The organism is Breoghania sp. JC706, from assembly GCF_037026715.1.
GTDB lineage: Bacteria > Pseudomonadota > Alphaproteobacteria > Rhizobiales > Stappiaceae > Breoghania.
The window spans coordinates 265,259-286,399 of the sequence record NZ_JBANCG010000001.1 but is presented as its reverse complement, the minus strand read 5'-3'; the positions used below and the strand labels follow the sequence as shown (position 1 = coordinate 286,399).

General features: G+C 66.1%; 21 protein-coding genes and 1 other RNA gene. 10 read left to right on the top strand and 12 right to left on the bottom strand.

Features of this window, described 5'->3' with window-relative positions:
- Nucleotides 1-91 precede the first annotated feature (91 nt).
- The 4 genes from V2L18_RS01250 (at nt 92) to V2L18_RS01235 (ending at nt 3,060) form a co-directional block, all read left to right on the top strand.
- Nucleotides 92-994 carry a class I SAM-dependent methyltransferase gene (locus V2L18_RS01250; RefSeq protein WP_336175883.1) on the top strand — a complete coding sequence of 301 codons (903 nt, stop codon included), beginning with the start codon at nt 92-94 and terminating at the stop codon, nt 992-994.
- Nucleotides 991-1,743, top strand: a complete 753-nt coding sequence (locus V2L18_RS01245; RefSeq protein WP_336175882.1) for a pseudouridine synthase — start codon at nt 991-993, stop codon at nt 1,741-1,743. The genes V2L18_RS01250 and V2L18_RS01245 overlap by 4 nt, the downstream gene beginning before the upstream one ends.
- Nucleotides 1,744-1,779: 36 nt before the next feature.
- Nucleotides 1,780-2,586, top strand: coding sequence for an AraC family transcriptional regulator (locus V2L18_RS01240; RefSeq protein ID WP_336175880.1), 807 nt, complete (start codon nt 1,780-1,782; stop codon nt 2,584-2,586).
- Nucleotides 2,587-2,658: 72 nt separating this feature from the next.
- On the top strand, nt 2,659-3,060 hold the full coding sequence (locus V2L18_RS01235) for a DUF2000 domain-containing protein (RefSeq protein WP_336175879.1): 402 nt from the start codon (nt 2,659-2,661) through the stop codon (nt 3,058-3,060).
- Here V2L18_RS01235 and V2L18_RS01230 read toward each other — a convergent pair.
- Nucleotides 3,053-3,523 carry a GIY-YIG nuclease family protein gene (locus V2L18_RS01230; protein WP_336175878.1) on the bottom strand — a complete coding sequence of 157 codons (471 nt, stop codon included), beginning with the start codon at nt 3,521-3,523 and terminating at the stop codon, nt 3,053-3,055. The genes V2L18_RS01235 and V2L18_RS01230 overlap by 8 nt on opposite strands.
- Nucleotides 3,520-4,470 (bottom strand): tRNA (adenosine(37)-N6)-dimethylallyltransferase MiaA, encoded by a 951-nt coding sequence (miaA, locus tag V2L18_RS01225; RefSeq protein WP_336175877.1) that lies wholly within the window; start codon nt 4,468-4,470, stop codon nt 3,520-3,522. The genes V2L18_RS01230 and miaA overlap by 4 nt, the downstream gene beginning before the upstream one ends.
- Between miaA and serB the strand changes: the two genes are divergently transcribed.
- Nucleotides 4,469-5,368 (top strand): phosphoserine phosphatase SerB, encoded by a 900-nt coding sequence (gene serB / locus V2L18_RS01220; RefSeq protein WP_336175876.1) that lies wholly within the window; start codon nt 4,469-4,471, stop codon nt 5,366-5,368. The two genes, miaA and serB, sit on opposite strands and share 2 nt — an antisense overlap.
- A 184-nt stretch (nt 5,369-5,552) precedes the next feature.
- Here the strand turns inward: serB and V2L18_RS01215 are convergent, their stop codons facing one another.
- From V2L18_RS01215 to V2L18_RS01185, 7 genes are all read right to left on the bottom strand, one after another.
- Entirely contained in the window at nt 5,553-7,067 is a 1,515-nt protein-coding gene (locus V2L18_RS01215) for a DegQ family serine endoprotease (RefSeq protein ID WP_336175875.1), read from the bottom strand.
- A gap of 263 nt (nt 7,068-7,330) precedes the next feature.
- A complete protein-coding gene (locus V2L18_RS01210; protein ID WP_336175873.1) occupies nt 7,331-7,516 on the bottom strand; it encodes a DUF2065 domain-containing protein in 186 nt (61 codons plus the stop codon).
- 10 nt (nt 7,517-7,526) lie between these two features.
- A complete protein-coding gene (locus tag V2L18_RS01205; RefSeq protein WP_336175872.1) occupies nt 7,527-8,468 on the bottom strand; it encodes a protease modulator HflC in 942 nt (313 codons plus the stop codon).
- On the bottom strand, nt 8,468-9,643 hold the full coding sequence (hflK, locus tag V2L18_RS01200) for an FtsH protease activity modulator HflK (RefSeq protein ID WP_336175871.1): 1,176 nt from the start codon (nt 9,641-9,643) through the stop codon (nt 8,468-8,470). The genes V2L18_RS01205 and hflK overlap by 1 nt, the downstream gene beginning before the upstream one ends.
- Nucleotides 9,644-9,928: 285 nt before the next feature.
- Nucleotides 9,929-10,441, bottom strand: a complete 513-nt coding sequence (locus V2L18_RS01195) for a dihydrofolate reductase (protein ID WP_336175870.1) — start codon at nt 10,439-10,441, stop codon at nt 9,929-9,931.
- Entirely contained in the window at nt 10,438-11,556 is a 1,119-nt protein-coding gene (locus tag V2L18_RS01190; protein ID WP_336175869.1) for an NAD(P)/FAD-dependent oxidoreductase, read from the bottom strand. Before V2L18_RS01190 ends, V2L18_RS01195 begins: the two co-directional genes overlap by 4 nt.
- Nucleotides 11,557-11,593: 37 nt before the next feature.
- On the bottom strand, nt 11,594-12,388 hold the full coding sequence (locus V2L18_RS01185; protein ID WP_336175868.1) for a thymidylate synthase: 795 nt from the start codon (nt 12,386-12,388) through the stop codon (nt 11,594-11,596).
- A 202-nt stretch (nt 12,389-12,590) separates the two neighbouring features.
- On the opposite strand from V2L18_RS01185, the gene ssrA reads away from it, so the two are divergent.
- The 5 genes from ssrA to V2L18_RS01160 all read left to right on the top strand — a co-directional run bounded on the left by ssrA (nt 12,591) and on the right by V2L18_RS01160 (nt 15,830).
- Nucleotides 12,591-12,963: a transfer-messenger RNA gene (gene ssrA / locus V2L18_RS01180) on the top strand.
- Nucleotides 12,964-13,155: 192 nt separating this feature from the next.
- Nucleotides 13,156-13,743 (top strand): SspB family protein, encoded by a 588-nt coding sequence (locus tag V2L18_RS01175; RefSeq protein ID WP_336175867.1) that lies wholly within the window; start codon nt 13,156-13,158, stop codon nt 13,741-13,743.
- A gap of 134 nt (nt 13,744-13,877) precedes the next feature.
- Complete coding sequence (gene fumC, locus V2L18_RS01170) at nt 13,878-15,266, top strand: class II fumarate hydratase (protein WP_336175865.1); 1,389 nt, start codon at nt 13,878-13,880, stop codon at nt 15,264-15,266.
- 145 nt (nt 15,267-15,411) lie between these two features.
- The gene (locus V2L18_RS01165; protein ID WP_336175864.1) at nt 15,412-15,615 is read left to right on the top strand and encodes a DUF4169 family protein; all 204 of its coding nucleotides are present in this window, start codon (nt 15,412-15,414) and stop codon (nt 15,613-15,615) included.
- Nucleotides 15,612-15,830, top strand: coding sequence for a ribbon-helix-helix domain-containing protein (locus V2L18_RS01160; protein ID WP_336175862.1), 219 nt, complete (start codon nt 15,612-15,614; stop codon nt 15,828-15,830). Before V2L18_RS01165 ends, V2L18_RS01160 begins: the two co-directional genes overlap by 4 nt.
- Before the next feature lie 85 nt (nt 15,831-15,915).
- Here V2L18_RS01160 and V2L18_RS01155 read toward each other — a convergent pair whose 3' ends face one another.
- The 3 genes from V2L18_RS01155 to V2L18_RS01145 form a co-directional block, all read right to left on the bottom strand.
- Nucleotides 15,916-16,266, bottom strand: coding sequence for a hypothetical protein (locus V2L18_RS01155; RefSeq protein WP_336175860.1), 351 nt, complete (start codon nt 16,264-16,266; stop codon nt 15,916-15,918).
- A 195-nt stretch (nt 16,267-16,461) separates the two neighbouring features.
- Complete coding sequence (locus tag V2L18_RS01150; protein ID WP_336175859.1) at nt 16,462-16,821, bottom strand: hypothetical protein; 360 nt, start codon at nt 16,819-16,821, stop codon at nt 16,462-16,464.
- A gap of 129 nt (nt 16,822-16,950) precedes the next feature.
- Nucleotides 16,951-21,072, bottom strand: a complete 4,122-nt coding sequence (locus V2L18_RS01145; protein ID WP_336176369.1) for an AsmA family protein — start codon at nt 21,070-21,072, stop codon at nt 16,951-16,953.
- Nucleotides 21,073-21,141: the final 69 nt, after the last annotated feature.

Here is a 21,141-nt window from a genome sequence, read left to right as displayed (position 1 = left end):
GCTCCGCATTCTTTCTCCCCTCATCCACCGCTCTTCCCCCTGCCTCTTCCCCCTGCTATTCCCACGCCAGCAAACGATCCACGGACATCCCATGACCACTGGCCTTTATGGCGCACCGTCGCGCGACCTTGTCGATATCCCGGCAGACGCCCTCCAGCTCTCGCCGCTCGTGCCGGATGCGCAGGCAATAGAGACGCTGGCCGATGCCGCGCTCGATGAACTGATCATGCTGGCGCCTCCGGGCACGGACGAACGCGCCTTCGCCATGGCGCATGGCTTGCGCGCGCTGAAACCCGGCGCGCCCTTCACCATCCTCGCACCGAAGGACAAGGGCGGCAGCCGGCTTGCCAAGGAACTTGCCGCCTTCGGCCTCGATGCCGAACAGACCTCCAAACATCATCACCGCATCTGCACCGGCGAACGGCCGGCCGAGCTTCACAACCTCGATGAGGCCATCACCCGCGGCGCCCCGCGCTTCGACGAGACCCTCGGTCTGTGGACCCAGCCGGGCATCTTCTCGTGGAACCGGCTCGATCCCGGCAGCGCGGCGCTTGTGGACGTATTGCCACCGCTTTCCGGCAAGGGGGCCGATTTCGGTGCCGGGCTCGGGATCCTGTCAGCCCGCGTGCTCGGCTCGCCCTCGGTCACGAGCCTCGATCTCTACGATCTCGACCACCGCGCCGTGGAAGCCGCGCGCCGCAATGTCAACGATCCGCGCGCGCACTTTCATTGGGCGGACGTGCGCACGGCATCGATTGCCGGCGATCTCGATTTTGTGGTGATGAACCCGCCCTTCCACGAGGCAGGCCTTGAGAACCGCACGCTCGGCCAGACCTTCATCCGCCGCGCCGCCGGCGCGCTTCGCAAGGGCGGCGTGCTGTGGCTGACCGCCAATCGCCACCTGCCCTACGAGGCCCCCTTGCGCGAGGTTTTTGCCCGCGTGGAGACGCGCGGCGAGGTCGCCGGCTTCAAGCTCTTCGAGGCCCGCAAATGACCAAGGCCGTCCGTCTCGACAAGCTTCTCGCAAACATGGGCTACGGCTCGCGTCGCGAGATCCAGATCCTTGCGCGCTCCGGCCGCATCGTTTTCGACGGGTCGGAACTCAGAAAGGCGGACGATCGCATCGCGCTCGATGTGGACCTGCCCGCCCGCATGGAGATCGACGGCGAGCCGCTCGATCCGTTGCCGGGTATGTGCCTGATGCTCCACAAGCCCGAGGGCGTCACCTGTTCCCACAAGGAAGCGGGTCCGCTCGTCTATTCGCTGCTGCCCGAACGCTGGCGGCGGCGCGATCCGGCGCTCTCCACCGTCGGCCGGCTCGACAAGGAGACCTCGGGCCTGCTGCTCCTGACCGACGACGGCACGCTCCTCCACCGCATCATCTCGCCGAAGAACCACGTGGCCAAGCGCTACGTGGCGACGCTCGCCCGCCCCTTGCGCGGCGACGAAGCAAAGGTCTTTGCGTCCGGCACATTGATGCTGGAGGGCGAGGACAAGCCGCTGGCACCGGCAATGCTGGACGTCGTGTCGGAAACGGAGGCCCGCCTCACCATCACGGAAGGGCGCTACCATCAGGTCCGCCGCATGTTCGCGGCGCTCGGCAACCACGTGGAGGCGCTTCACCGCGACCGCATCGGTGGGCTCGACCTGCCGGAGGATCTTGGCCCCGGAGAATGGCGGGTGATGGGCGCGGCCGATATCGACCGGGTCTTCGGCACGCAGGCGCCAGGCGAAGACGCCTGAACCTCACGCCCCCGGCAAGGACGCTTTGGTCTCGCCATGCAGCACAACCGCTACCATCATCTTGGCTGGCATCACGGCATCGAGGTCTTCGAGGCCTCGTTCAGCACGCAGACCTTCGGCCGGCACAGCCACGAGGGCTTCGCCATCGGCGCCATCGCCGAGGGGGCGGGAGGCTATGACTGTCGCGGTGAAAGCGTGGTCCTGCCGGCTGGCTCCCTGTCGCTTCTGAACCCCGACGAAGCCCACACGGGCCGCGCCGTGGCCGACCGGGTGCGCTACAACATGGTCTATGCCACGGAGGAGGCCGTGCGCGCCTCGCTCGGCCTGCGCAACCTGACCGGTTTTCGCGACGTGGCGCCGCGCGATCGCGACCTGAAGGTGGCGCGCAGCCTGCAGCTCCTTGCCGACCGGCTGAACGCGGCGCGCGGACCGGACTGGCAACTGGCCGTTGAAGAGGCGATGCACGATGTGCTGGCGCGCACCTTCGCCTGCTATGCGGGCGCCCCGTTGCGCCGCCCCGGACGCGAGCCCGGCATGGTTCGCGCCCTGCGCGAAAGAATAGAGGCCGGCGTGACGGCAGGAGAGCGGCTGAACCTTGAGGACCTGGCGCGCGAAACCGGCTTCACGCCGTCCTACCTCATCCGCAGCTTTGCCCGCGCCACCGGCATGACGCCGCACGGCTATGTCGTGCAACGCCGCATCCGGCTTGCCCGTGACCTGATGCTGGACAACGTTCCGGCCGCGGAAGCCGCACTCGCCGCCGGCTTCTGCGACCAGGCCCACATGATCCGGCAGTTCCGACGCCACTACGGCGTCTCACCGGGTGTTCTGATCCGGCACTGACAGGTCAATTTCGTCCAATCCTTCCGGCCTGCCCCATGGCATGAGCCCCCTTCCCTCACGAAGGAAGCGAACATGCCGACCAAACCCGTCATCATCCTCTCGCAAGAACTGCCGAAAGGACTGCAGGCCAATTTCGCCGCCGTTCTGGCGATGAGCCTTGGAAAGCTTCAGCCGGACCTCGTGGGCGACGCAACGCCGACCGCCGACGGGATCACGCTGGAAGGGATCACGACCGTTGCCGTGCCGATCCTCGCCGCACCGGCCGAAGATCTGCCGCAACTCTTCGAGGACGGAGCCGACCTGCCGCTTCGCATCGCCTACATGCGCTCCGCCTTCGAGGCCCGCAACTACGACGACTACACGATGCGCATCGCCGAAAAGCCGCTGGCCGATCACGTGCCGCAGGCGCTGCTCTTCGCCGGACCGCGCAAGGCGGTGGACCGCCGCTTCGGACGCCTGCCGCTTCTCAGGTGATGTCGGCACCGGCGCGCGAGGCGCTCGCACCCGGCCAGCGCAGCAGATGCGCCGGGCACACGCGGCAGTCGGTGCTGCCGAAGCCGGGCACAGGAACCGTGAAGCCAGCCTGCATGAGCGTCGCGACCAGATCGCATTCGCCGCGATCCGTGAACGCCGCCGCGCGCACTTCGCCGGCCGCGACCGTCAGCCGGTCGACGTGCCAGCGCAGCACCTTCTCCCGCCGCATGTGCCGGGAGACACGCGCCCGGATGCCGCCCGGACCATGCGCGCTGCCGCAATAGGCATACCAGCCGCGAAGGAGCACCGGATACCCGAGGCGGGGCATGTCGAGCGCGCGCTTTCGCGACAGGCGGATCAACAGGACATAGGAACCCGGCGCCTCCGGTAACCTGCCAACGGTCTTCTCCGAAACCCAGGACACGCCCTCGATCACGCATCCAAGTGCGGCCGGCAGGCTCACGTCAGAGCCTCCAGCTCCCGCGCGACGCGTGCGGCCGTCTCGTCGATCTCGTCGGGTGAGACGCGCGACCAGTCGCCCATCTGGTTGCGAAACCACGTCTCCTGCCGCTTGGCGTAGCGCCGCGTGTCGGTCTTCGCCCGCTCGATCGCCTCGGAGAGATCGCGCGCACCCGATGCCGCTTCGGCCAGCGGACGCACGCCGATCGCCTTCAAGGCCGGCATGGCGGGATCGAGCCCGCGCGCCACGAGCGCGCGCGCCTCGTCCAGTCCGCCCTCGGCGACCATCGTCTCGAAGCGGGCATTGATGCGGGCATGAAGCCAGGCGCGATCGGGCGCGATGACGAGCCGGATGGCCTGCGGCCCGACCAGCGGTCTGCCCGCCGCCGCCTGCCACTGCGAAAGCGAGCGCCCGGTCGAACCGATGACTTCCAGCGCCCTGAGAACGCGCTGCGCATCGCTCGGCCTCAGCGCCGCCGCCATGGCGGGATCGCGGGCCGCGAGCATCGCGTGAAGATCTTCCGACGGCATGCGCGCAGCCTCGGCCCGCCAATGCGCCCTGACCTCCTCGTCGACCGGCGGCACCGGCGACAGCCCTTCGCTCAGCGCCTTGAAGTAGAGCCCCGTCCCGCCGACGATCACCGCAGGCACCCCGCGCGCGGAAAGCTCCGCCAGAACGCCGGCCACCTCATCGCGCCAGCGCCCCACCGAATAGGGCTCCTCAGCCCCGACATGCCCATAGAGGCGATGCTCGGCCTCGGCCTCCTCCTCCGCGCTCGGGCGCGCGGAAAGAACGCGCAGGTCGCGGTAGACCTGCATGCTGTCGGCATTGACGATGGCCGCGCCGGAGGCCTTCGCGATTTTCAGGGCCAGAGCCGACTTGCCGCTTGCCGTCGGGCCAGCTATCAGGACGGCACGCCCGAAGGCCCCCTGCGCAACCGGATCATTCATGTCACACGTCGCAACGCTCATTTCCAATCCTGCGGAACCGGCCGTCGACGGCGCGCTGCTGCAACGCCTGTCGCGCCTGATGCCCGGTGTCGGCGAGGCCCGGACGCTGAAGCCCGGCGTCGCGGCGGATCTCCCCTTCGAAGCCGGCTCCATCACCGACCACGGCGGCTTCGTAGCCACCTTGCGCGATGAACTGACGAGCCTGCCGGTCGATGTCTTTGTGCAGAAGGCGGAAGGCCGGCGCAAGCGGCTGCTGCTGGCGGACATGGATTCCACCATGATCGGGCAGGAGTGCATCGACGAACTGGCCGCCGAAGTTGGCCTCAAGGATCGCATCGCCGCCATTACAGAGCGCGCCATGCGCGGCGAGATCGCTTTCGAGCCGGCGCTCAGGGAGAGGGTATCGGCGCTCAGGGGCCTTCCGGTCGCCGCCATCCGGCGCGTCATCGACGAACGCATCACGTTGACGCCCGGCGGTCGCACGCTGGTCATGACCATGAAGGCCCATGGCGCGCGCTGCGCGCTGGTTTCCGGCGGCTTCACCCATTTCACCAACGCCATCGCCGCGATGATCGGCTTCGACGAGAACCACGCCAACACGCTGGAGGCCGACGGAGACACGCTGGCGGGCACCGTGCGTGAGCCGATCCTCGGCCAGGATGCCAAGCTCGCGCACCTGAAGCGGCTCACCGCGGAGTTGGGGCTAGATCCGTCGGCGACGATGGCGGTGGGCGACGGTGCGAACGATCTCGCCATGATCAGGCAAGCCGGCCTCGGCGTCGCCTACCACGCCAAGCCGGCGGTTGCCGCCGAGGCCGCCGCCCGCATCGACCACGGCGACCTTACTGCGCTCCTGTACCTGCAAGGATACCGGGCCGAAGACTTCGCGGAGGCGTGACGCGCCGCTTGCCCCGGAACCGCTCCCACCTCGCGGTTCTCGCAATCGAATATCCATCGACCTGCCGAAATACTCTCCTTCCACCGGCGAAACACAAAGGGCCGGACCCGGTTTCCCGGATCCGGCCCTGTCTCGTGATTTTCACAACGCGACGATTACTGACGCCGTCGAAACAGGCCAGAGGCTATTTCGCCTCCACCCGCACGGCGACGAAGCGAAGCTCGCCGTTGGGATTGGAGAGCAGCAGCAGCGCCGTGCGGCGACCCTCCTTCTTCAGCTTGGCAATCTGGGCGGCCACGTCTTCCGGCGATGCCACCGGCTCCTGCGCGACCTCCATGATCACGTCGCCGGCAACCACGCGCTTTTCCTCGGCCGCGCTGCCGCTTTCCACGCCGTCGACCAGCACGCCCTTCACGTCGGCGCCGATCTTGTATTTCTCGCGTGCGGCATCATCGAGAGCGGCGAGCTGCATGCCGAGCACGCTGGTCATCTTCGGCGCCACGTCGCCCTGCTCGGCTCCCTCGTCGCCCGAAGCCGCCTCCTCGTCGCTTTCCTTCAGCAGGCCGACCTTCACCTTGACGTCCTTTTCCTCGCCCTTGCGCAGCAGGACGACATCGACTTCCTTGCCGATCTTGGTATCGGCGACGATGCGCGGCAGCTCGCGCATCTCAGGCACGTCCTTGCCGTCGAAAGTGATGATGACATCGCCCGGCTCGATGCCGGCCTCGCCCGCGGGGCCCGCATCGTCGACCCCGGCGACGAGTGCGCCGTGCGCCCGGTCCATGCCGAGGCTCTCGGCGATCTCGTCCGTCACCTGCTGGATGCGCACGCCGAGCCAGCCGCGCCGGGTCTCGCCATATTCCTGCAGCTGTTCGATGACGTGCTGGGCCGTGTCGGAGGGAATGGCGAAGCCGATGCCGATGGAGCCGCCCGACGGCGAGATGATTGCGGTGTTGATGCCGATCACGTTGCCATGCATGTCGAACAGCGGGCCGCCGGAGTTGCCCCGGTTGATCGCCGCATCCGTCTGGATGAAGTTGTCATAGGGTCCGGAATTGATGTCGCGGTTGCGCGCCGACACGATGCCGACGGTCACCGTTCCGCCAAGGCCGAACGGATTGCCGATGGCCATCACCCAGTCGCCCACGCGCGACTTGTCGGAATCGCCGAAGGATACCGACTTCAGTTCCTTTTCCGGCTCAACCTTCAAAACGGCCAGATCGGTCTTCTTGTCGCTGCCGATCAGCGTCGTGGTGAGCTTCGTTCCGTCGTTGAAATTGGCGGTGATCTCGTCGGCGCCCTCGATCACGTGGTTGTTCGTGATGATGATGCCCTTCTTGCCGTCGATCACGAAGCCGGACCCGAGAGATTGCACACGGCGCGGCTGGTCCTGGTCCTTGTTCTGACGGTTGAAGAACTCGTCGAAGAACTCCTGGAAGGGCGAGCCTTCGGGCAGCTGCGGCATCGGCACCGAACGTCGGGCTGCCACCGTCTGCGTGGTGGAGATGTTGACCACCGCATCGAGCAGGTTCTCGGCCAGATCGGCGACGGAGGCTGGCCCGTAGGTGGGCGCGCTCACGGGCGCCTTCGTGGCATCCTGGGCATGAGCACCGGCTGCCAGGCTCGCCCCCATGGCAAGCGCCAGAACCGCTGCGCGCGAGTTGCGGAGCATGAATCCGGTGCGGACGTTCAAGGCCATAGGCCAGTCTCCTATCCACTGAAGGTGTCGTGCCGGTGAGGGCATCTGTTGTCGTGACCGGGTCTCTTGTCCCGGAGCAATCCTCGTCATCGGCCCATTGCCCGAAATCCGGCAATCGGAAATCGGCCATCGGAAATCGACCGACGGCAGCATAACGTGCAGCGCAATCAAACCCGAAATAAGGCCGAAAATCGACCCCGGCCCGCACGCCCGATCAAACCTGCGTCAGCGTCTCCGGGCGCGTCCCACCCGCGCGCAACCCTTCAGCCACGCACGAGCCAGACAATGAAGACGCCCGCGGCAAGCGCGCCGAGACCGGCGAGCCGCAGAACCTGGTCAGGCGCCCCCTGCGCCTGAGCCATCATTCGCTTCAGGGCGCCGGGCAGGAGCGCATAGAGGGTGCCCTCGATGGCAAGCACCAGCCCGATCGCCGTTATGAAGTCGTGCATCCGCCGCCGACTATTGCGTGCCGGCGGAAGACGACGGCATGGACGGTGCGACTTTCGCCGCTCCCGCGCCGGACGCCTTGCCGCCCGGGCCCTGCGGCCCGAGGAAGAAGCGGAAGAAGTCCGAGTCCGGCGAGATCACCATCCGCGTGTCGCTCGAACTCATGCCCGTCAGATAGGCCTGCATGGAGCGGTAGAAGGCGAAGAACTCCGGATCCTTGGAATAGGCCTCGGCGAAGATGCGGTTACGTTCCGCATCGCCGTCACCGCGAATCTTTTCCGCATCGCGCTTGGCCTCGGCCACGATGACCGTGGCATCGCGGTCGGCGCGCGACTTGATGCGCCGCGACTGTTCCTCACCCTGGGCGCGGATTTCGGTCGCCTCGCGCTGACGTTCCGTCTGCATCCGGCGGAACACCGCCTGGCTGTTGGCGTCCGGAAGATCGGCACGGCGGATCTTCACGTCGACGACATTGACGCCGATCTCGGCCGCACGGCGGTCGATATCCTTGCGGATCGCTTCCATCAGCGCCGCGCGACGGTCGCGCACCACGTCGGTGAACGACGAACGGCCCAGTTCCGAACGTAGCGAAGCGTCGAGGAACGTGGAAAGGCGCAGGTCCGCTTCGCGAACGTTGTTCACCGTCTGGAAGAACAGCACCGGGTTCTGGATGCGGTAGCGGGCGAAGGCGTCGACGACGAGACGCTTCTTGTCCGCCGCGATCACTTCCTTGGGCTCCATGTTCAGATCGAGAACGCGGTTGTCGAGGAACACGACGTTCTGGATGAACGGGATCTTCACATAGAGCCCGGGCTCTTTGGCCGTGCGCCGGATCTCACCGAACTGCAGGACCAGCGCCTGCTGCGTCGGATTGACGACGAAGAACGACAGGTAGGCGAGAACCGCCAGCACCACGAGAACGATGGCGACGAAACCGAAAAGACCGTTTTTCATCAGTTGCCTCCCGCACCAGAGGCGCTTCCGGTGGTACTGCGGCCCGTCCGGCCGAGCTTGTCAAGCGGCAGATAGGGCACGACGCCGCTGCCATTCTTGTCGTCGACGATGATCTTGTCGGTGTCGCGGAACACCTTTTCGATCGTCTCCAGATAGATGCGCTCGCGCGTCACGTCCGGGGCCTTCTCGTACTGCTCGTAGACCTTGAGGAAGCGGTTGGCCTGACCTTCGGCCTCCGCGATCGTCTGGTCACGATAGCCGTTGGCCTTTTCCAGCACCTGCGCCGCCTCGCCTCGCGCTTCCGGCACCACCTTGTTGGCGTAGGCCTGGGCCTCGTTCTGGATGCGCTCCTGGTCGGCGCGCGCGGCCTGAACGTCGCGGAACGCGTCGATGACCTGGGTCGGCGGATCGACCTTCTGCATCTGCACGTTGGTGACGTCGATGCCGGCCTTGTAGCTGTCCAGCGTCTGCTGCATCAGCTTCAGCACCGCCTGCTGGATCGGCGCGCGGTTCTCGGTCAGGATATCATCGATCTTGCCCGCACCGACGGCCTCGCGCATGGCGCTTTCCGCCACCGCCTTCACCGTGCCTTCCGGATCCTCGATGTTGAAGAGGTAGGCGACCGCGTCCTTGATGCGCCACTGCACCTTGTAGTTCACGTCGACGATGTTCTCGTCGCCCGTGAGCATCATGCTTTCCTGCGGCACGTCGTTGGAGGAAACGCCGCGCGAGGTGACGTATTCCTGCGTGCCGACGTTGGTTTCGCGCAGACGCGTCACGGCAGGCGTGTAGACCGTTCCGATCGGATAGGGCCAGTTGTAGTTCAGGCCCGGCTGCGTGCGCGCGGTGACCTGGCCGAAAACCAGTTCCACGCCGAGTTCGTCCTGCTCCACACGATAGAAGCCGGTGAGAAGCCACACCGCCACCGCGATGATCACCGCCAGAAGAATGCCCTTGGCGCCGAGGTTGCCGCCGCCACCGGGAAGCACGGTGCGCAGGCGATCCTGGCTGCGCTTGAGGAGTTCCTCAAGATCCGGCGGATTTCCGCCGCCGCCACCGCCACGCTGCGGACCACCGCCCCAAGGGCCACCCTGGTTTCCGCCGCCGCCGTTCCCCCAGGGCCCGCCGCTGCCGCCTTTCCAGCCGCCGCCCCCGCTCTGGTTACTCCAAGGCATCAAGACATCCTTTGTCGCCGGTCCTCACCGCTCCTCACGATGCACCCCGCGAGTGGCCGGAACCGTGTCCATAGTGTCAAAAACTCCGTGGCCGCGGTTATAGGCGAGATAGCCGCACCTTTCAACGAACGCACACCCGGAGTTCCCCGCAGTCCTCCGCCTTGAAATCGGGTTGGCGAAGGCTCCCGTGCAAGTGGGGTTTTACCGCACGAATTCAACTGCCCGGGCCACAGGAAACGCCTGTGTCGCACAGGGGCGTGCGCATCCTTGCGCGCCTCTGAGGGCCTAGCCCGCCCGGCAGTAGGTCAGGAACGTCATGTCCGCGCTGTCCCGCTCCCCGCGAACGCAGGTCTCCCGCGCGCTTTCCATCCATATCGCGGGGTCGATTTCGGGAAAGCGCGTATCGCCTTCGGGCGCGGCATGCACGCGGGTGATATAGAGCCGGTCCGCATGCGCGATCGCATCCGCGTAGAGCGCCCCGCCGCCGATCACCATCGCCTCATCGACCTCCTCCTCAGCGGCGAGCCGTTTCGCCAGATCGAGCGCCGCGTCGAGCGAGGATACGACCTCAATCCCTTCGGCTGAGAAATCCGGATTGCGCGTGACGACGATATTGGGCCGGCCGGGCAGCGGCCTGCCGATCGATTCGAACGTCTTGCGCCCCATCACCACGGGCTTTCCCAGCGTCAGCGCCTTGAACCGCTTGAGGTCGGAGGACAGTTTCCACGGCATGTCGTTGTCCCGGCCGATGACGCCGTTCTCCGCCACCGCCGCGATAAGGCAGATCTTTGCGCTCATTGGGCCTTTCCGTATCCAAGCAGGGCCGCGACATGGTCGGCCACCGCGAGCGACGACGTCAATCCCGGCGATTCGATGCCGAAAAGCCCGACGAGACCGGCAACGCCGTGGGTCTCCGGGCCTTCTATGACGAAATCGCGCGCAGGCTCGCCGCGCGCCGTGAGTTTCGGCCGCACGCCCGCATAGTCGGGCGCCAGCGCGCCGTCGGGCAGTCCGGGCCAATAGCTGCGCACCGCCTCGTAGAAGACCTCGCCGCGCGCGGGATCGACGTCGTAGGCGGGCTCGGCGTCCCAATCCACGTCCGGACCGAACTTGACGCGGCCGGAAAGATCCAGCGTGGCGTGAATGCCCAGTCCGCCATGCACCGGAACCGGGTAGATCAGGCGCTCGAAAGGAGACTTGCCGCTCAGCGCGAAATAGTTGCCCTTGATGCGATGGATCGGCGGAACGGCCTCGGCCGGATAGCCCTCGATCGCGGCCGCCGCATCCTGCGCGCCGAGCCCGGCCGCGATCACGACCTCATCGGCAACCAGGCTCATCGGCGTCTCGCCGCCCACATCCAGCGCGATGCCGTCATCGAGGATCCGCCCGCCTTCAAGCGGCGCGTTGAAGGCGATCATCGCGCCCGCGGCCTCCGCATCGCCGCGCAGGGCCAGCATCAGCCCATGCGCATCGACGATGCCGGTGGAGGGAGAGAGGATCGCGCCTGTGCAGGCCAGATGGGGCTCCATCTCGTGCACCTCTTCGGCCGAGACAAGCCGCAGGTCGTCGACGCCGTTGACCCGCGCGCCCTCCATGATGCCGGAAAGCTTGGCGAGCTGCTCTTGGTCGCAGGCGACGATCAGCTTGCCGATCTTCCTGTGGGCAACGCCATGGCTTTCCAGATAGGGATAGAGCTTCTTGCGGCCGGCCACGCAAAGCCGCGTCTTCAGCCAGTCCGTCGCATAATAGATCCCGGCGTGGATCACCTCCGAATTTCGCGAGGAAACCTCCGATCCGATGAGCCCGTGCCGTTCCAGCACGATGACCTCTCGCCCGGCCTGCGCCAGCGCTCGCGCAATCGCAAGCCCGATGACGCCAGCCCCGACAATGACGGTCTGAACACGCTCCCCCACGACAACTCCCCCCTTTTGTTGTGTTTTATTATGCCGCCTAGACCGCCACCGGCGCCTTGATGTGCGGATGCGGGTCGTAGCCTTCCAGCCGGAAATCCTCGAACCGGAAGCCGAACAGGTCGTGCACCTCCGGGTTCAGCACCATTTTCGGCAGCGGCCGAGGCGCGCGCGACAGCTGCAGTTCGGCCTGCTCCAGATGGTTAGAATAGAGATGCGCATCGCCGAGCGTGTGGACGAAATCGCCGGGCTCGAGCCCCGTTGCACGCGCGACCATCAGGGTGAGCAGCGCATAGGAGGCGATGTTGAACGGCACGCCGAGAAACACATCGGCGGAGCGCTGGTAGAGCTGGCAGGAGAGCTTGCCGTCGGCGACATAGAACTGGAACAGGCAATGGCACGGTGCCAGCGCCATGGCCGGCAGGTCGGCCGGGTTCCAGGCCGAGACGACGAGGCGCCGGCTGTCGGGATTGCGCCGGATTTCGGCGACGATCTCGGCGATCTGGTCGATCGAGCCGCCATCGGGCGTCGGCCACGAGCGCCACTGCTTGCCGTAGACGGGGCCCAGATCGCCGTTTTCGTCCGCCCATTCGTCCCAGATGGAGACGCCGTTTTCCTTCAGGTAGGCGATGTTGGTGTCGCCGTTCAGGAACCACAGGAGCTCGTGGATGATCGAGCGCAGGTGCAGCTTCTTGGTGGTGACCAGCGGAAAGCCTTCCGCCAGATCGAACCGCATCTGATGCCCGAAGACGGACCGTGTGCCGGTGCCCGTCCGGTCGGTTTTCACGGAGCCCTCATCGAGGATCCGCCGCATCAGGTCCAGATATTGCTGCATGGAGACTGCTTTCCGATTCGTTGGAGGCAAAGGTTCGGAGCCAGCGCGCGCCAAGGCAAGGGAAACCGAAAAACATCCGCGCTTTCCCCAAGACAAGAGCGCGCGTGGGGTACGTGCATGGCCCACCCGATCCCCCGAACATTGCAGCCTTTTGCGGGAAACGACGCGCATCCCCAGCAGAAAAGCCGGCCAAGGCCGTCACACTCTTTTCATCCGGGCCACCGCTCCCTATATTCGAACTGCCGGGGCAACCCGGCTATGGCGATAAACGGTCAGTGCAATAAACCTATCGGACCCGGGGGCGGTACCCGGCGCCTCCACCAGAGACCATTGAAGCCGGAAAACGGCGAGCGGTGGTCTCCGGCGGGGGCGAAACAGGATCGACGAGGGTGTAAAGACTGCGCTTTCGCCCGGCATGGTTCCGCCGTTATCGGGCCTTATCAATAGTTGCCAACGACAACTATGCTATGGACAACGCCGTCGCCGCGTAATGCGGTGCAGGTAGTCCTTTAAAGTCCTGTCGGGTAGCACCGGCAGGCGGGGTCCGGAGGCACCTGGCAACAGAAGCCTCCACTTTCTTTTCAGCTGGAGGGAAGATTGTAACGGCCGGCAGTCATGCGTGACGCAGACCGCTTCCCTTTTGCATCGCGAAAGTCCATGTTCGCGGGATCCGAAACGTCTGAATCGAACCCGCATCCATTCGGATGCCTCCCCAACGATACGGCGCGCAGGGCCGCTCCTGCGTTCCACGGAATGTCGAACAGCTCATGCCCGAAGACCTGATCCGCTACGACATCATCATCCAGGACGCCCTTCGCGGCGCAGTGAAGAAGATCCTGACCGAGGTGGCCCGGACCGGCCTTCCCGGTGAGCATCATTTCTACATTGCCTTCGACACGAACGCTCCCGGCGTGCGCATTTCCCAGCGCCTTCGCGAGCGCTACCCGCAGGAAATGACCGTCGTCCTCCAGCATCAGTTCTGGGATCTCACCATCACCGATCACACCTTCGAGGTGGGCCTGTCCTTCGGCGGCGTGCCCGAGCGGCTGCTGGTGCCGTTCGCCGCGATCAAGGGCTTCTTCGACCCGTCCGTCCAGTTCGCGCTGGAATTCGAGCCGGGCAAGACGGCGGAGGAACTGCCGGCCGAGGTGGTCGCCGCCGGCGATGCGGCCCGCACGCTCTCCGACATCGACCAGATGACCACGCCGGGCACGATCGAGACGCTGAACACCGAGACGCCCACCGCCGAAGGCGCGGATGAAAGCGGAAAATCCGCTGGCGACAAGTCCGGCGAAGACAAACCCGCTACCGGCGCCGACGTCGTCTCCCTCGACGCCTTCCGCAAGAAGAACTGACAGCCGAAACGGGGCTGCGCATCGCGCACGCCCCCATCGTCCCGTGCGCGCACGGGAAGGCTTGACGTCGACAGGCCGGGTGCCATTTTCCCCGCTACCCGCCTTCGATTTCATTTCCAGTCCGGAGCCTTCCCGTGGCAAGTCGCACAGAGACCGATACGTTCGGCGAAATTTCCGTTCCCGCAGACCACTACTGGGGCGCGCAGACCCAGCGCTCCATCCAGAATTTCCCGATCGGTGACGAGCGCATGCCCGAACCGCTCGTGCGGGCGCTTGGCATCGTCAAGATGGCGGCCGCCAGGGTGAACGCGGACATGGGCCTGCTCGACGCCAAGCTCGCCGATGCCATCGTCAAGGCCGCCGGAGAGGTCGCCGACGGCAAGCTCACCGGCGAGTTTCCTCTGGTCATCTGGCAGACGGGGTCCGGCACCCAGTCGAACATGAATGCAAACGAAGTCGTCTCCAACCGGGCGATCGAGATTCTCGGCGGCGAAATGGGTTCCAAGTCGCCCGTCCATCCCAACGATCACGTCAACAAGGGCCAGTCGTCCAACGACACCTTCCCGACCGCCATGCACATCGCGGCTGCGCGCGAGATCACAGACCGCCTGGTGCCGGCACTCGTTCGCCTGCACGGCTCGCTCGACGCCAAGGCCGATGCCTTCAAGGACATCATCAAGATCGGCCGCACCCACACCCAGGACGCGACGCCTCTGACGCTAGGTCAGGAATTCTCCGGCTACGCGGCCCAGGTCGCGTCCGCCATCTCGCGCATCGAACAGTCGGCCGACGGCCTGCTGGATCTCGCCCAGGGCGGCACGGCGGTCGGCACCGGCCTCAACGCGGCGAAAGGCTTTGCGGAAAGCTTCGCGGCGGAGGTCGCAAGGCTCACCGGCCTGCCCTTCCGCACCGCGCCCAACAAGTTTGAGGCGCTCGCCGCCCACGATGCGATGGTCTGGGCCCACGGCGCGATCGAGACGGCTGCGGTGGCGCTGTTCAAGATCGCCAACGATATCCGGTTTCTAGGCTCCGGCCCGCGTTCGGGCCTCGGCGAGCTGAGCCTTCCGGAGAACGAGCCGGGCTCCTCGATCATGCCGGGCAAGGTCAATCCGACCCAGGCGGAGGCGCTGACCATGGTCTGCACGCGCGTCGTCGGCAACCAGGCAACGATGGCGTTTGCCGGCTCGCAGGGCCATTTCGAGCTCAACGTCTACAAGCCCGTCATGGCGGCGACGCTGCTTCAGTCGGTACGCCTGCTGGCCGATGCGGCCGTCTCGTTTGCCGAACGCTGCGTAGACGGCATCGAGGCGAACGAGACCCGCATCGCCGAACAGATGCAGCGCTCTCTGATGCTGGTAACCGCGCTTGCGCCGAAGATCGGCTACGACAAGGCCGCCAAGGTCGCCAAGACCGCGCACGCCAATGGCACGACGCTGCGCGAGGAAGCGCTGCGGCTGGGCTTTGTCACGGGTGAGGAATTCGACGCGATCGTGCGGCCGGAGAACATGCTCGGACCGAAATAACCGCGTCGCCACACAAAAAGTGCAATTGGCAACGCAACTTTGTCGGCTCACCCGCGTTGCGGTAGTGGGCTGCATCTGGGAAGGACCGCGAGGCATCCCGGTTGCTTGAACGCATTGGGGCGGGGGCTTCGCGTCGGAGACAGTCATGACAGCCGACATCATCAATTTGCGGCAGGCGCGCAAGGCCCGGCGTCGTGCCGAAAAGGAAACCGCGGCGGCCGAGAACCGGATTCGCTTCGGCAAGACCAGGTTCGAGAAGGACAAGGCGCAAGCCGAGACCGAAAAGGCCACCCGATCGCTTGAGGGACACCGGCTGGAGACCCCCAGCCGCGATGACGACGGCGCATGAGATTGCACAAACGTTCACTCACCCTTCATGGTCACCGCACGAGCCTGGCGCTCGAGCCTGAGTTCTGGGACGCGCTGGAGGAGATCGCCCGCGACCGCTCGCTCTCGCTTGCGGCAACGATCGCCCAGATCGACGACAACCGGGCATCGGATGCGGCGCTCGCCTCCGCTGTCCGCCTGGCCGTGCTTGCGCACTATCGCGGCACCCGCCACTGAACGGTCGACAACCAGCACAACAAAAAAGGGCGGCGCCTCGCGGTGCCGCCCTGATTTTTTTCGCCTTGCGTCGCGGCGAAGCGACTTACCAGTTGCAGGTGTCCTTGCGCTTGGGATCCTTCGTCAGGCTGGTCTTGGTGAACCATTCCTTCGTGAAATCGTCGGCGGGCAGCAGCTTTTCACTGTCGTCGGACACCGAGAACGTGAACTTGCCGTTGGAGTTCAACACCACGAACTTCTTTCCGTCCCGCATCTCCACCGTATAGGTCCGCCGCGCCATGCCGCCGACATAGGCCTTGCCGGCATCGCAGAAGATCGCTTCGCTCATCATGCCATCGGGATCGTCGTTGATATATGTCCCCTGCAACCACTCATCTGCGGATGCCGAGCCTGCGGCCAGGAAGGCGACTGCGAAAATCACTGAACGACGGGACATTTTCATTCCATCTTCCTCGTTTTGAACAAATGGTCAAATATCAGACCGTTCGAGGAGAAAATGGGGTAGCCCTGCCGCGAACCTTGCGGGGAATGCGTTTTGCACAGTTTTTTGTCATCCGCGTCGCAGGCGTTCGGACGCGTTCCTCAACGAAGCGAAAAGACAGTTTGGCCGGGAGAGACGGGGCCGACGGACCTACCAGTCGCAGGTCTCGGTACGGGCCGGATCTCTTGTCAGTGCCGTCGCGGTGAACCATTCCCTGGTGAAATCGTCGGCCGGCAGCAGCTTTTGCTCGTCCTTGCTCACCTCGAACGAAAACGCGCCGTTCCAGTAGAATTCCACGTATCTTTTTCCGTCCCGCACATTGATCGCATACGTTCTTCGTTCGATGCGCGCCAGAGCCTTTCCGTCCTCGCAGAACAGCACCTCGTGTATGAACTGATCCTTGTCTTCGTTGACATAGGTGCCGTGCAACCAATCCGAAGCGAACGCGGATGCGGTGTTTGCGACCACAAGACAGGTCGCAAGCAACAAAGGGCTGCCGGTCAATTTCATCGAGACTTCCTCGTCTTGCCGCGGGTTCACGGACAGGTCTGTATATGAACGGAATCGGCATCTTGCAGCGCCACCGCGTTCAACCCGGCGTCTTACACGATTTATCGGCGTTTGAAGAACCCAGCCGTTCTAGTTGCCCGGATAATCGGGATTGGGAACGACGCGCACGCTTCCCGGAACCGTAATAAAGCGCGGGATCTTCGGCCGCTGCGGCGCCGGCCGGGTTTCACGTGCCGGTGTCCGGTCGCCCGCGATGGAACCGGTGTTCCCCGAGGCTTCGTCGCCGGCGGGAGCGGCGGGCCTGACCGGACGCGGATCGATGGTGATGGGGGCTGCCAGCCCGCCGTCGAGCTGCATCGGCCTTTCGCCGCCCGGCGAGCCGCCTCCGACTGTGTCCGTGTCGTCGGGCACGGCCGACCTGTCCCCGTCGATCGCCGGCCGAATGCGCTTGATGAATTCCTCCATCGACAGCGGCTCATCGGACGGGCCGGGCGTTGCCGCCTGCGGTGCCGGGCTCGGTTCACGTGCGGGAACCGCCTTCTTCGCCGCCTCCCGCGCGGCCTTCTCCCGGGCAGCCTTCTCCTGTGCAGCCTTTTCAGCGGCTGCTTTTTCTTGGGCAGCCTTTTCCTCGGCCGCCTTGCGCTGCGCGGCCGCCGTGTCCTCGGCCTCACGGGCGGCCTTTGAAGCCGCGTCGGCCTTGTCCCGCTCGGCCTGCTTTCGCTTGTCCTCGTCGCGGCGAAGCTGGCGCATCTCGCGCATCAACCGGTCGCGCTCGTTGATGTCGGACTGCAGTTCCTCCACCCGCCGCACTTCCTTCTCGAAGGCGCGCAGCGTCAGGAAGGCGGTGAAGGGCTGGATGTCGATTTCCCGGTGCGGATCGTCGAGCGCGCCGCGAAAGAGCACCCCCACCTGTGCTTCCGCCCCCGTCACCGCGTTCTCCCCCGGATCGACCTTCAGCGACCAGTCGCTCTCAAGCTTCCAGCGCTCAAGATCGACCTGCGCGGACCCGAAGGCGGTCGCGCTCGGGCTGTCGATCGTCACGTTGCGCGCCCGCGCCGTTCCCGCCGCGATCACCAGCGTACCGTCGATGCGTCTGAACGGCAGGGAGCCGGCATCGAGATGGCTTTCGAAAACGCTGGCGATCTTCTCCGGCTTCAGGTCGAGCCCGGCATCTGCAGCCCGGATGACGGAGGCGAACGCCGCCGGGTTGATAGACCGGATCTCGCCGTCGCGAATGGTGAAACTGCCGCCGCCGGCAAGCCCCGCGACGATCCCGGCAATCGAGCGTCCGGTTCCCTCGAAGTCGAGCTTGGCGTCGACAAGGCCGTTCGCCACCGGCCGATCGTTGCGCCGCCACACGAGATTTTCCAGCGCGGCGCCCGAAACGTCGAGATTGCCGGACACCGCCGCCTGCGCACCGGAACGCTTGACCAACAGCGATCCGGAAAGCGTGCCGCCGTTGAAGGCGCCGGAAAGATTGTCGATCGCCAGTTCGTCGCGCTTCAGCTGCACGGCGAAGGTCGCCTGTTCGACCGGCTGCGCAAGCCCGATATCGACCGCGCCGGTTGTGACGTTGAGCGACACGGTGCCCTGGCCCATCAGCGGCACGCCGAAGGCGGCCCCCGGCCAGTGCGATCCCGCCGCCGCGTCCGCGCCGCCGCCAACCGCCGTCCACGCATCGGCACCGAGCAGCAATTCCGAAAGCCGCGCCAGCACCACCTGCGAGACCCGCACATCGCCCGAAACGCGCCGCGCGGGGCCGCCCAGAACCGCATCGAGCTTGCCGCTCAAGGTGACATCGCCGAGCCGCGCGTTGACCTTCGAAAGCGACGCGGAAGCGCCGGCACCGCTCACCGTCGCCTTGGCATCCACGGGAATCTCGCCGTCCATCATCGGCAGCAGGCGCCCGGCGAGCATGCCGATGGGAGCGACATCATCGCTCTTGAAGGCGAGCGTGCCGTCATAGACCGGCCCGCCTTCGCCGGCCGCCCCTTCCGGGAAGGCCATCTTGCCGTCGAAAGACGCGGAGGCACCAAGGCCATCGGCAACCGCAGTCACGGCAAGGCCTTCGCCCGCCTTGCCCTCGGCCCGCAGCGTCACGGCCCCCGGCCCCATACCCGGCAGCGGAACCGCGTCGATCCCCATTTGCCCGAGAAGCCGCACGCCCTCGTCCGCCTTCAGCGAGACATTGGCCGCCACCTGCGCCTCGCGCCATCTCTCGACGCTGCCGGACGCATTCACCGCCGCGTCGAGTGTGGTGCCGCCGAGATCGCCGGCGAGCGACATTTGCACCTTGGAGCTGTCGGCGCTCTCGGCCCGCGCGGTGATGGAAGCGGAAAGGTCGAGCGGCGCGAGCGCATCGCCGCCGGCCTGAAGCCGGTCGACCAGCGCGCTTTGCGGAAAGAGGCCCTTGAGCATCATCACGAGCCCGTCGATGCGCTGCGCCTTCACACTCGTGTCGAATCTGCCGTCCGGCGCGGAGGTGAGCTTGGCGATGCGGCCGCGGGCCTCGATCTTCGCGCCGGCCAGATCCGCGGCCGAGAACTGCTCGACCTCCAGATCGTCGCCGGCAAGGCTGGCGCGCACCTGAACGTCGTCCGCTCGCACGCCGGAATAGACGAGCGTTCCCGCATCGAGACGAACGGACACGTCGGTGTCCAGTCCCTGCCCGGCCTTCGCAGCCTCGCCTTTCCCGTCTCCGCTCTCCCCGACCCCGTCGCGGCGCAGGACGCCGGCAAGCGTGGAAAGCTGGTCGAGATCAAGCCTGTCGGCCTCCAGATTGGCCGCGATCCGTGCCCGCCCGCTGTCTGTCGGGGCGCGCCACGTCACGTCGCCGGAAATCGCCGCATCGCCGAGCTTTCCCTCCAGGCCGTTGAAGGCGACGCCGTCGGCCGCCGCCTCCACATGGGCGGAGGCGGAGAAGGGTTCCAGCGCCAGCGGCATGCCCCCGCCTTCGCCGCGCCGCCACCAGGCCGCAAAGGCCGAAGGCTGCGAACAGGCGACGCGAACGCTGCCGGAAAAGGCGGGCTCGTCGGCAACGCGCAACTCGCCGGAGGACGACACCATCGTCTGGCCGGGCAGGCGCGCCTCAAGCGCGGTGACCTTCCAGCCGCGCGGCAACGTTTCCGCTTCCAGATGGATATCCTGGGCAAGCCCCCCGGCGGCCACGAGGGCGGGCAGATCGAGCTTGAAGGAACCCGGTATCGGCGGCAGCGGCAGGGCCTTTATCCCGGCCATCATCGCGGCGGCGCCTTGCGCGATCGAAATCGGCTCTTTCGGTCCGGTCCCGAACAGACGGTCCAGATCAATCTGCTTGGCGGTCAGACGGGCGGTGAACCGGGGCGTTGCGCCGAACCGGATGCGGCCGTCGCCCTCGATGCGCACCGCACGATCCTCCGGCCCGTAGCGGAACGCGCCCTTGTCGATCTCAAGCGCGCTCGGATCGAGCGAGAACGTCCCCTCGCCGCGCCAGAGCCGCGCCAGAGGTTCGAGCGAGCCCTGCGAATTCGCGTCGTCCGGGTCCGCCATGGCGACGCTTTCCACCGCGTAGCTGCCGGAATAGACCGGTTTGCCGGTCTCCTGGGAAAGCAGGCCGTCGGTCTGCAGGGTCGCCATGATGTCGGTCGGCTGGATGTCGGCCTTGACGCGGATGCCGTCCGCCCCGCGCCGCCCGGTGGCGATGCGCACGGACTGGTGAACGCCGGCAATCGTCGCGCTGCCGTCCGCCTTGAACGGGCCTTCCAGCGAGCGCGCGGAAATCTGGAGATTGATGTCGTCGGCCCGGTAGGTCCGTCCCGTGCGCGCATCCACCACACGAACCGCGCCGTTGGTAACCTGCACGTCCTCCAGCTGGACATCGTCGGGATTGAGGCCGGAACCGGAATCCGGCACATGCGCCGTCAGCCAGTCGATCCGGCCGGATTCGTCGAGCGACACGTTGAGCTGCGGCTTGTCCAGCTCCATGTCGACGACCTGGATCTTGCCGGTCAGAAGCGGCGGCAACTCCACCCGCACCTTGAAGCGCGAGATCACCATCAGCGGGTCTTCCGCCTCGCCCACCCGCACGTCGGAGAAAGTGAGCGTCGGCGTCGGCAGCAGGCGCGCATCGGCGGAGCCCAGAACCGTGACCCGGTGGCCGAGCGCCTTGCCCGCATAGTCCTCGAATGTGGTGCGGTAGGCGCTCCAGTCGATGAAGACAGGCGCCACCAATGCCGCGACCAGCGCCAGGATCAGCGTAATGCCGACGGTGATGTAGATCGAATTCAGCGTTCGTCTCCGTCGCGGTGCCGCTCTGGGGTGCCAGTCTGGACCCGGGTTGTC

Bases quoted from the DNA above. Each gene is read 5' to 3' on its own strand.
- V2L18_RS01210 (WP_336175873.1), bottom strand. From the start codon at position 7,516: ATGCACGACTTCATAACGGCGATCGGGCTGGTGCTTGCCATCGAGGGC.
- V2L18_RS01165 (WP_336175864.1), top strand. From the start codon at position 15,412: ATGACAGCCGACATCATCAATTTGCGGCAGGCGCGCAAGGCCCGGCGT.
- miaA (WP_336175877.1), bottom strand. From the start codon at position 4,470: ATGAATGATCCGGTTGCGCAGGGGGCCTTCGGGCGTGCCGTCCTGATA.
- V2L18_RS01175 (WP_336175867.1), top strand. From the start codon at position 13,156: ATGCCCGAAGACCTGATCCGCTACGACATCATCATCCAGGACGCCCTT.
- hflK (WP_336175871.1), bottom strand. From the start codon at position 9,643: ATGCCTTGGAGTAACCAGAGCGGGGGCGGCGGCTGGAAAGGCGGCAGC.
- V2L18_RS01250 (WP_336175883.1), top strand. From the start codon at position 92: ATGACCACTGGCCTTTATGGCGCACCGTCGCGCGACCTTGTCGATATC.
- V2L18_RS01155 (WP_336175860.1), bottom strand. From the start codon at position 16,266: ATGTCCCGTCGTTCAGTGATTTTCGCAGTCGCCTTCCTGGCCGCAGGC.
- V2L18_RS01215 (WP_336175875.1), bottom strand. From the start codon at position 7,067: ATGGCCTTGAACGTCCGCACCGGATTCATGCTCCGCAACTCGCGCGCA.
- V2L18_RS01235 (WP_336175879.1), top strand. From the start codon at position 2,659: ATGCCGACCAAACCCGTCATCATCCTCTCGCAAGAACTGCCGAAAGGA.
- V2L18_RS01150 (WP_336175859.1), bottom strand. From the start codon at position 16,821: ATGAAATTGACCGGCAGCCCTTTGTTGCTTGCGACCTGTCTTGTGGTC.
- V2L18_RS01185 (WP_336175868.1), bottom strand. From the start codon at position 12,388: ATGCAGCAATATCTGGACCTGATGCGGCGGATCCTCGATGAGGGCTCC.
- V2L18_RS01160 (WP_336175862.1), top strand. From the start codon at position 15,612: ATGAGATTGCACAAACGTTCACTCACCCTTCATGGTCACCGCACGAGC.
- serB (WP_336175876.1), top strand. From the start codon at position 4,469: ATGTCACACGTCGCAACGCTCATTTCCAATCCTGCGGAACCGGCCGTC.
- V2L18_RS01205 (WP_336175872.1), bottom strand. From the start codon at position 8,468: ATGAAAAACGGTCTTTTCGGTTTCGTCGCCATCGTTCTCGTGGTGCTG.
- V2L18_RS01195 (WP_336175870.1), bottom strand. From the start codon at position 10,441: ATGAGCGCAAAGATCTGCCTTATCGCGGCGGTGGCGGAGAACGGCGTC.
- V2L18_RS01245 (WP_336175882.1), top strand. From the start codon at position 991: ATGACCAAGGCCGTCCGTCTCGACAAGCTTCTCGCAAACATGGGCTAC.
- V2L18_RS01240 (WP_336175880.1), top strand. From the start codon at position 1,780: ATGCAGCACAACCGCTACCATCATCTTGGCTGGCATCACGGCATCGAG.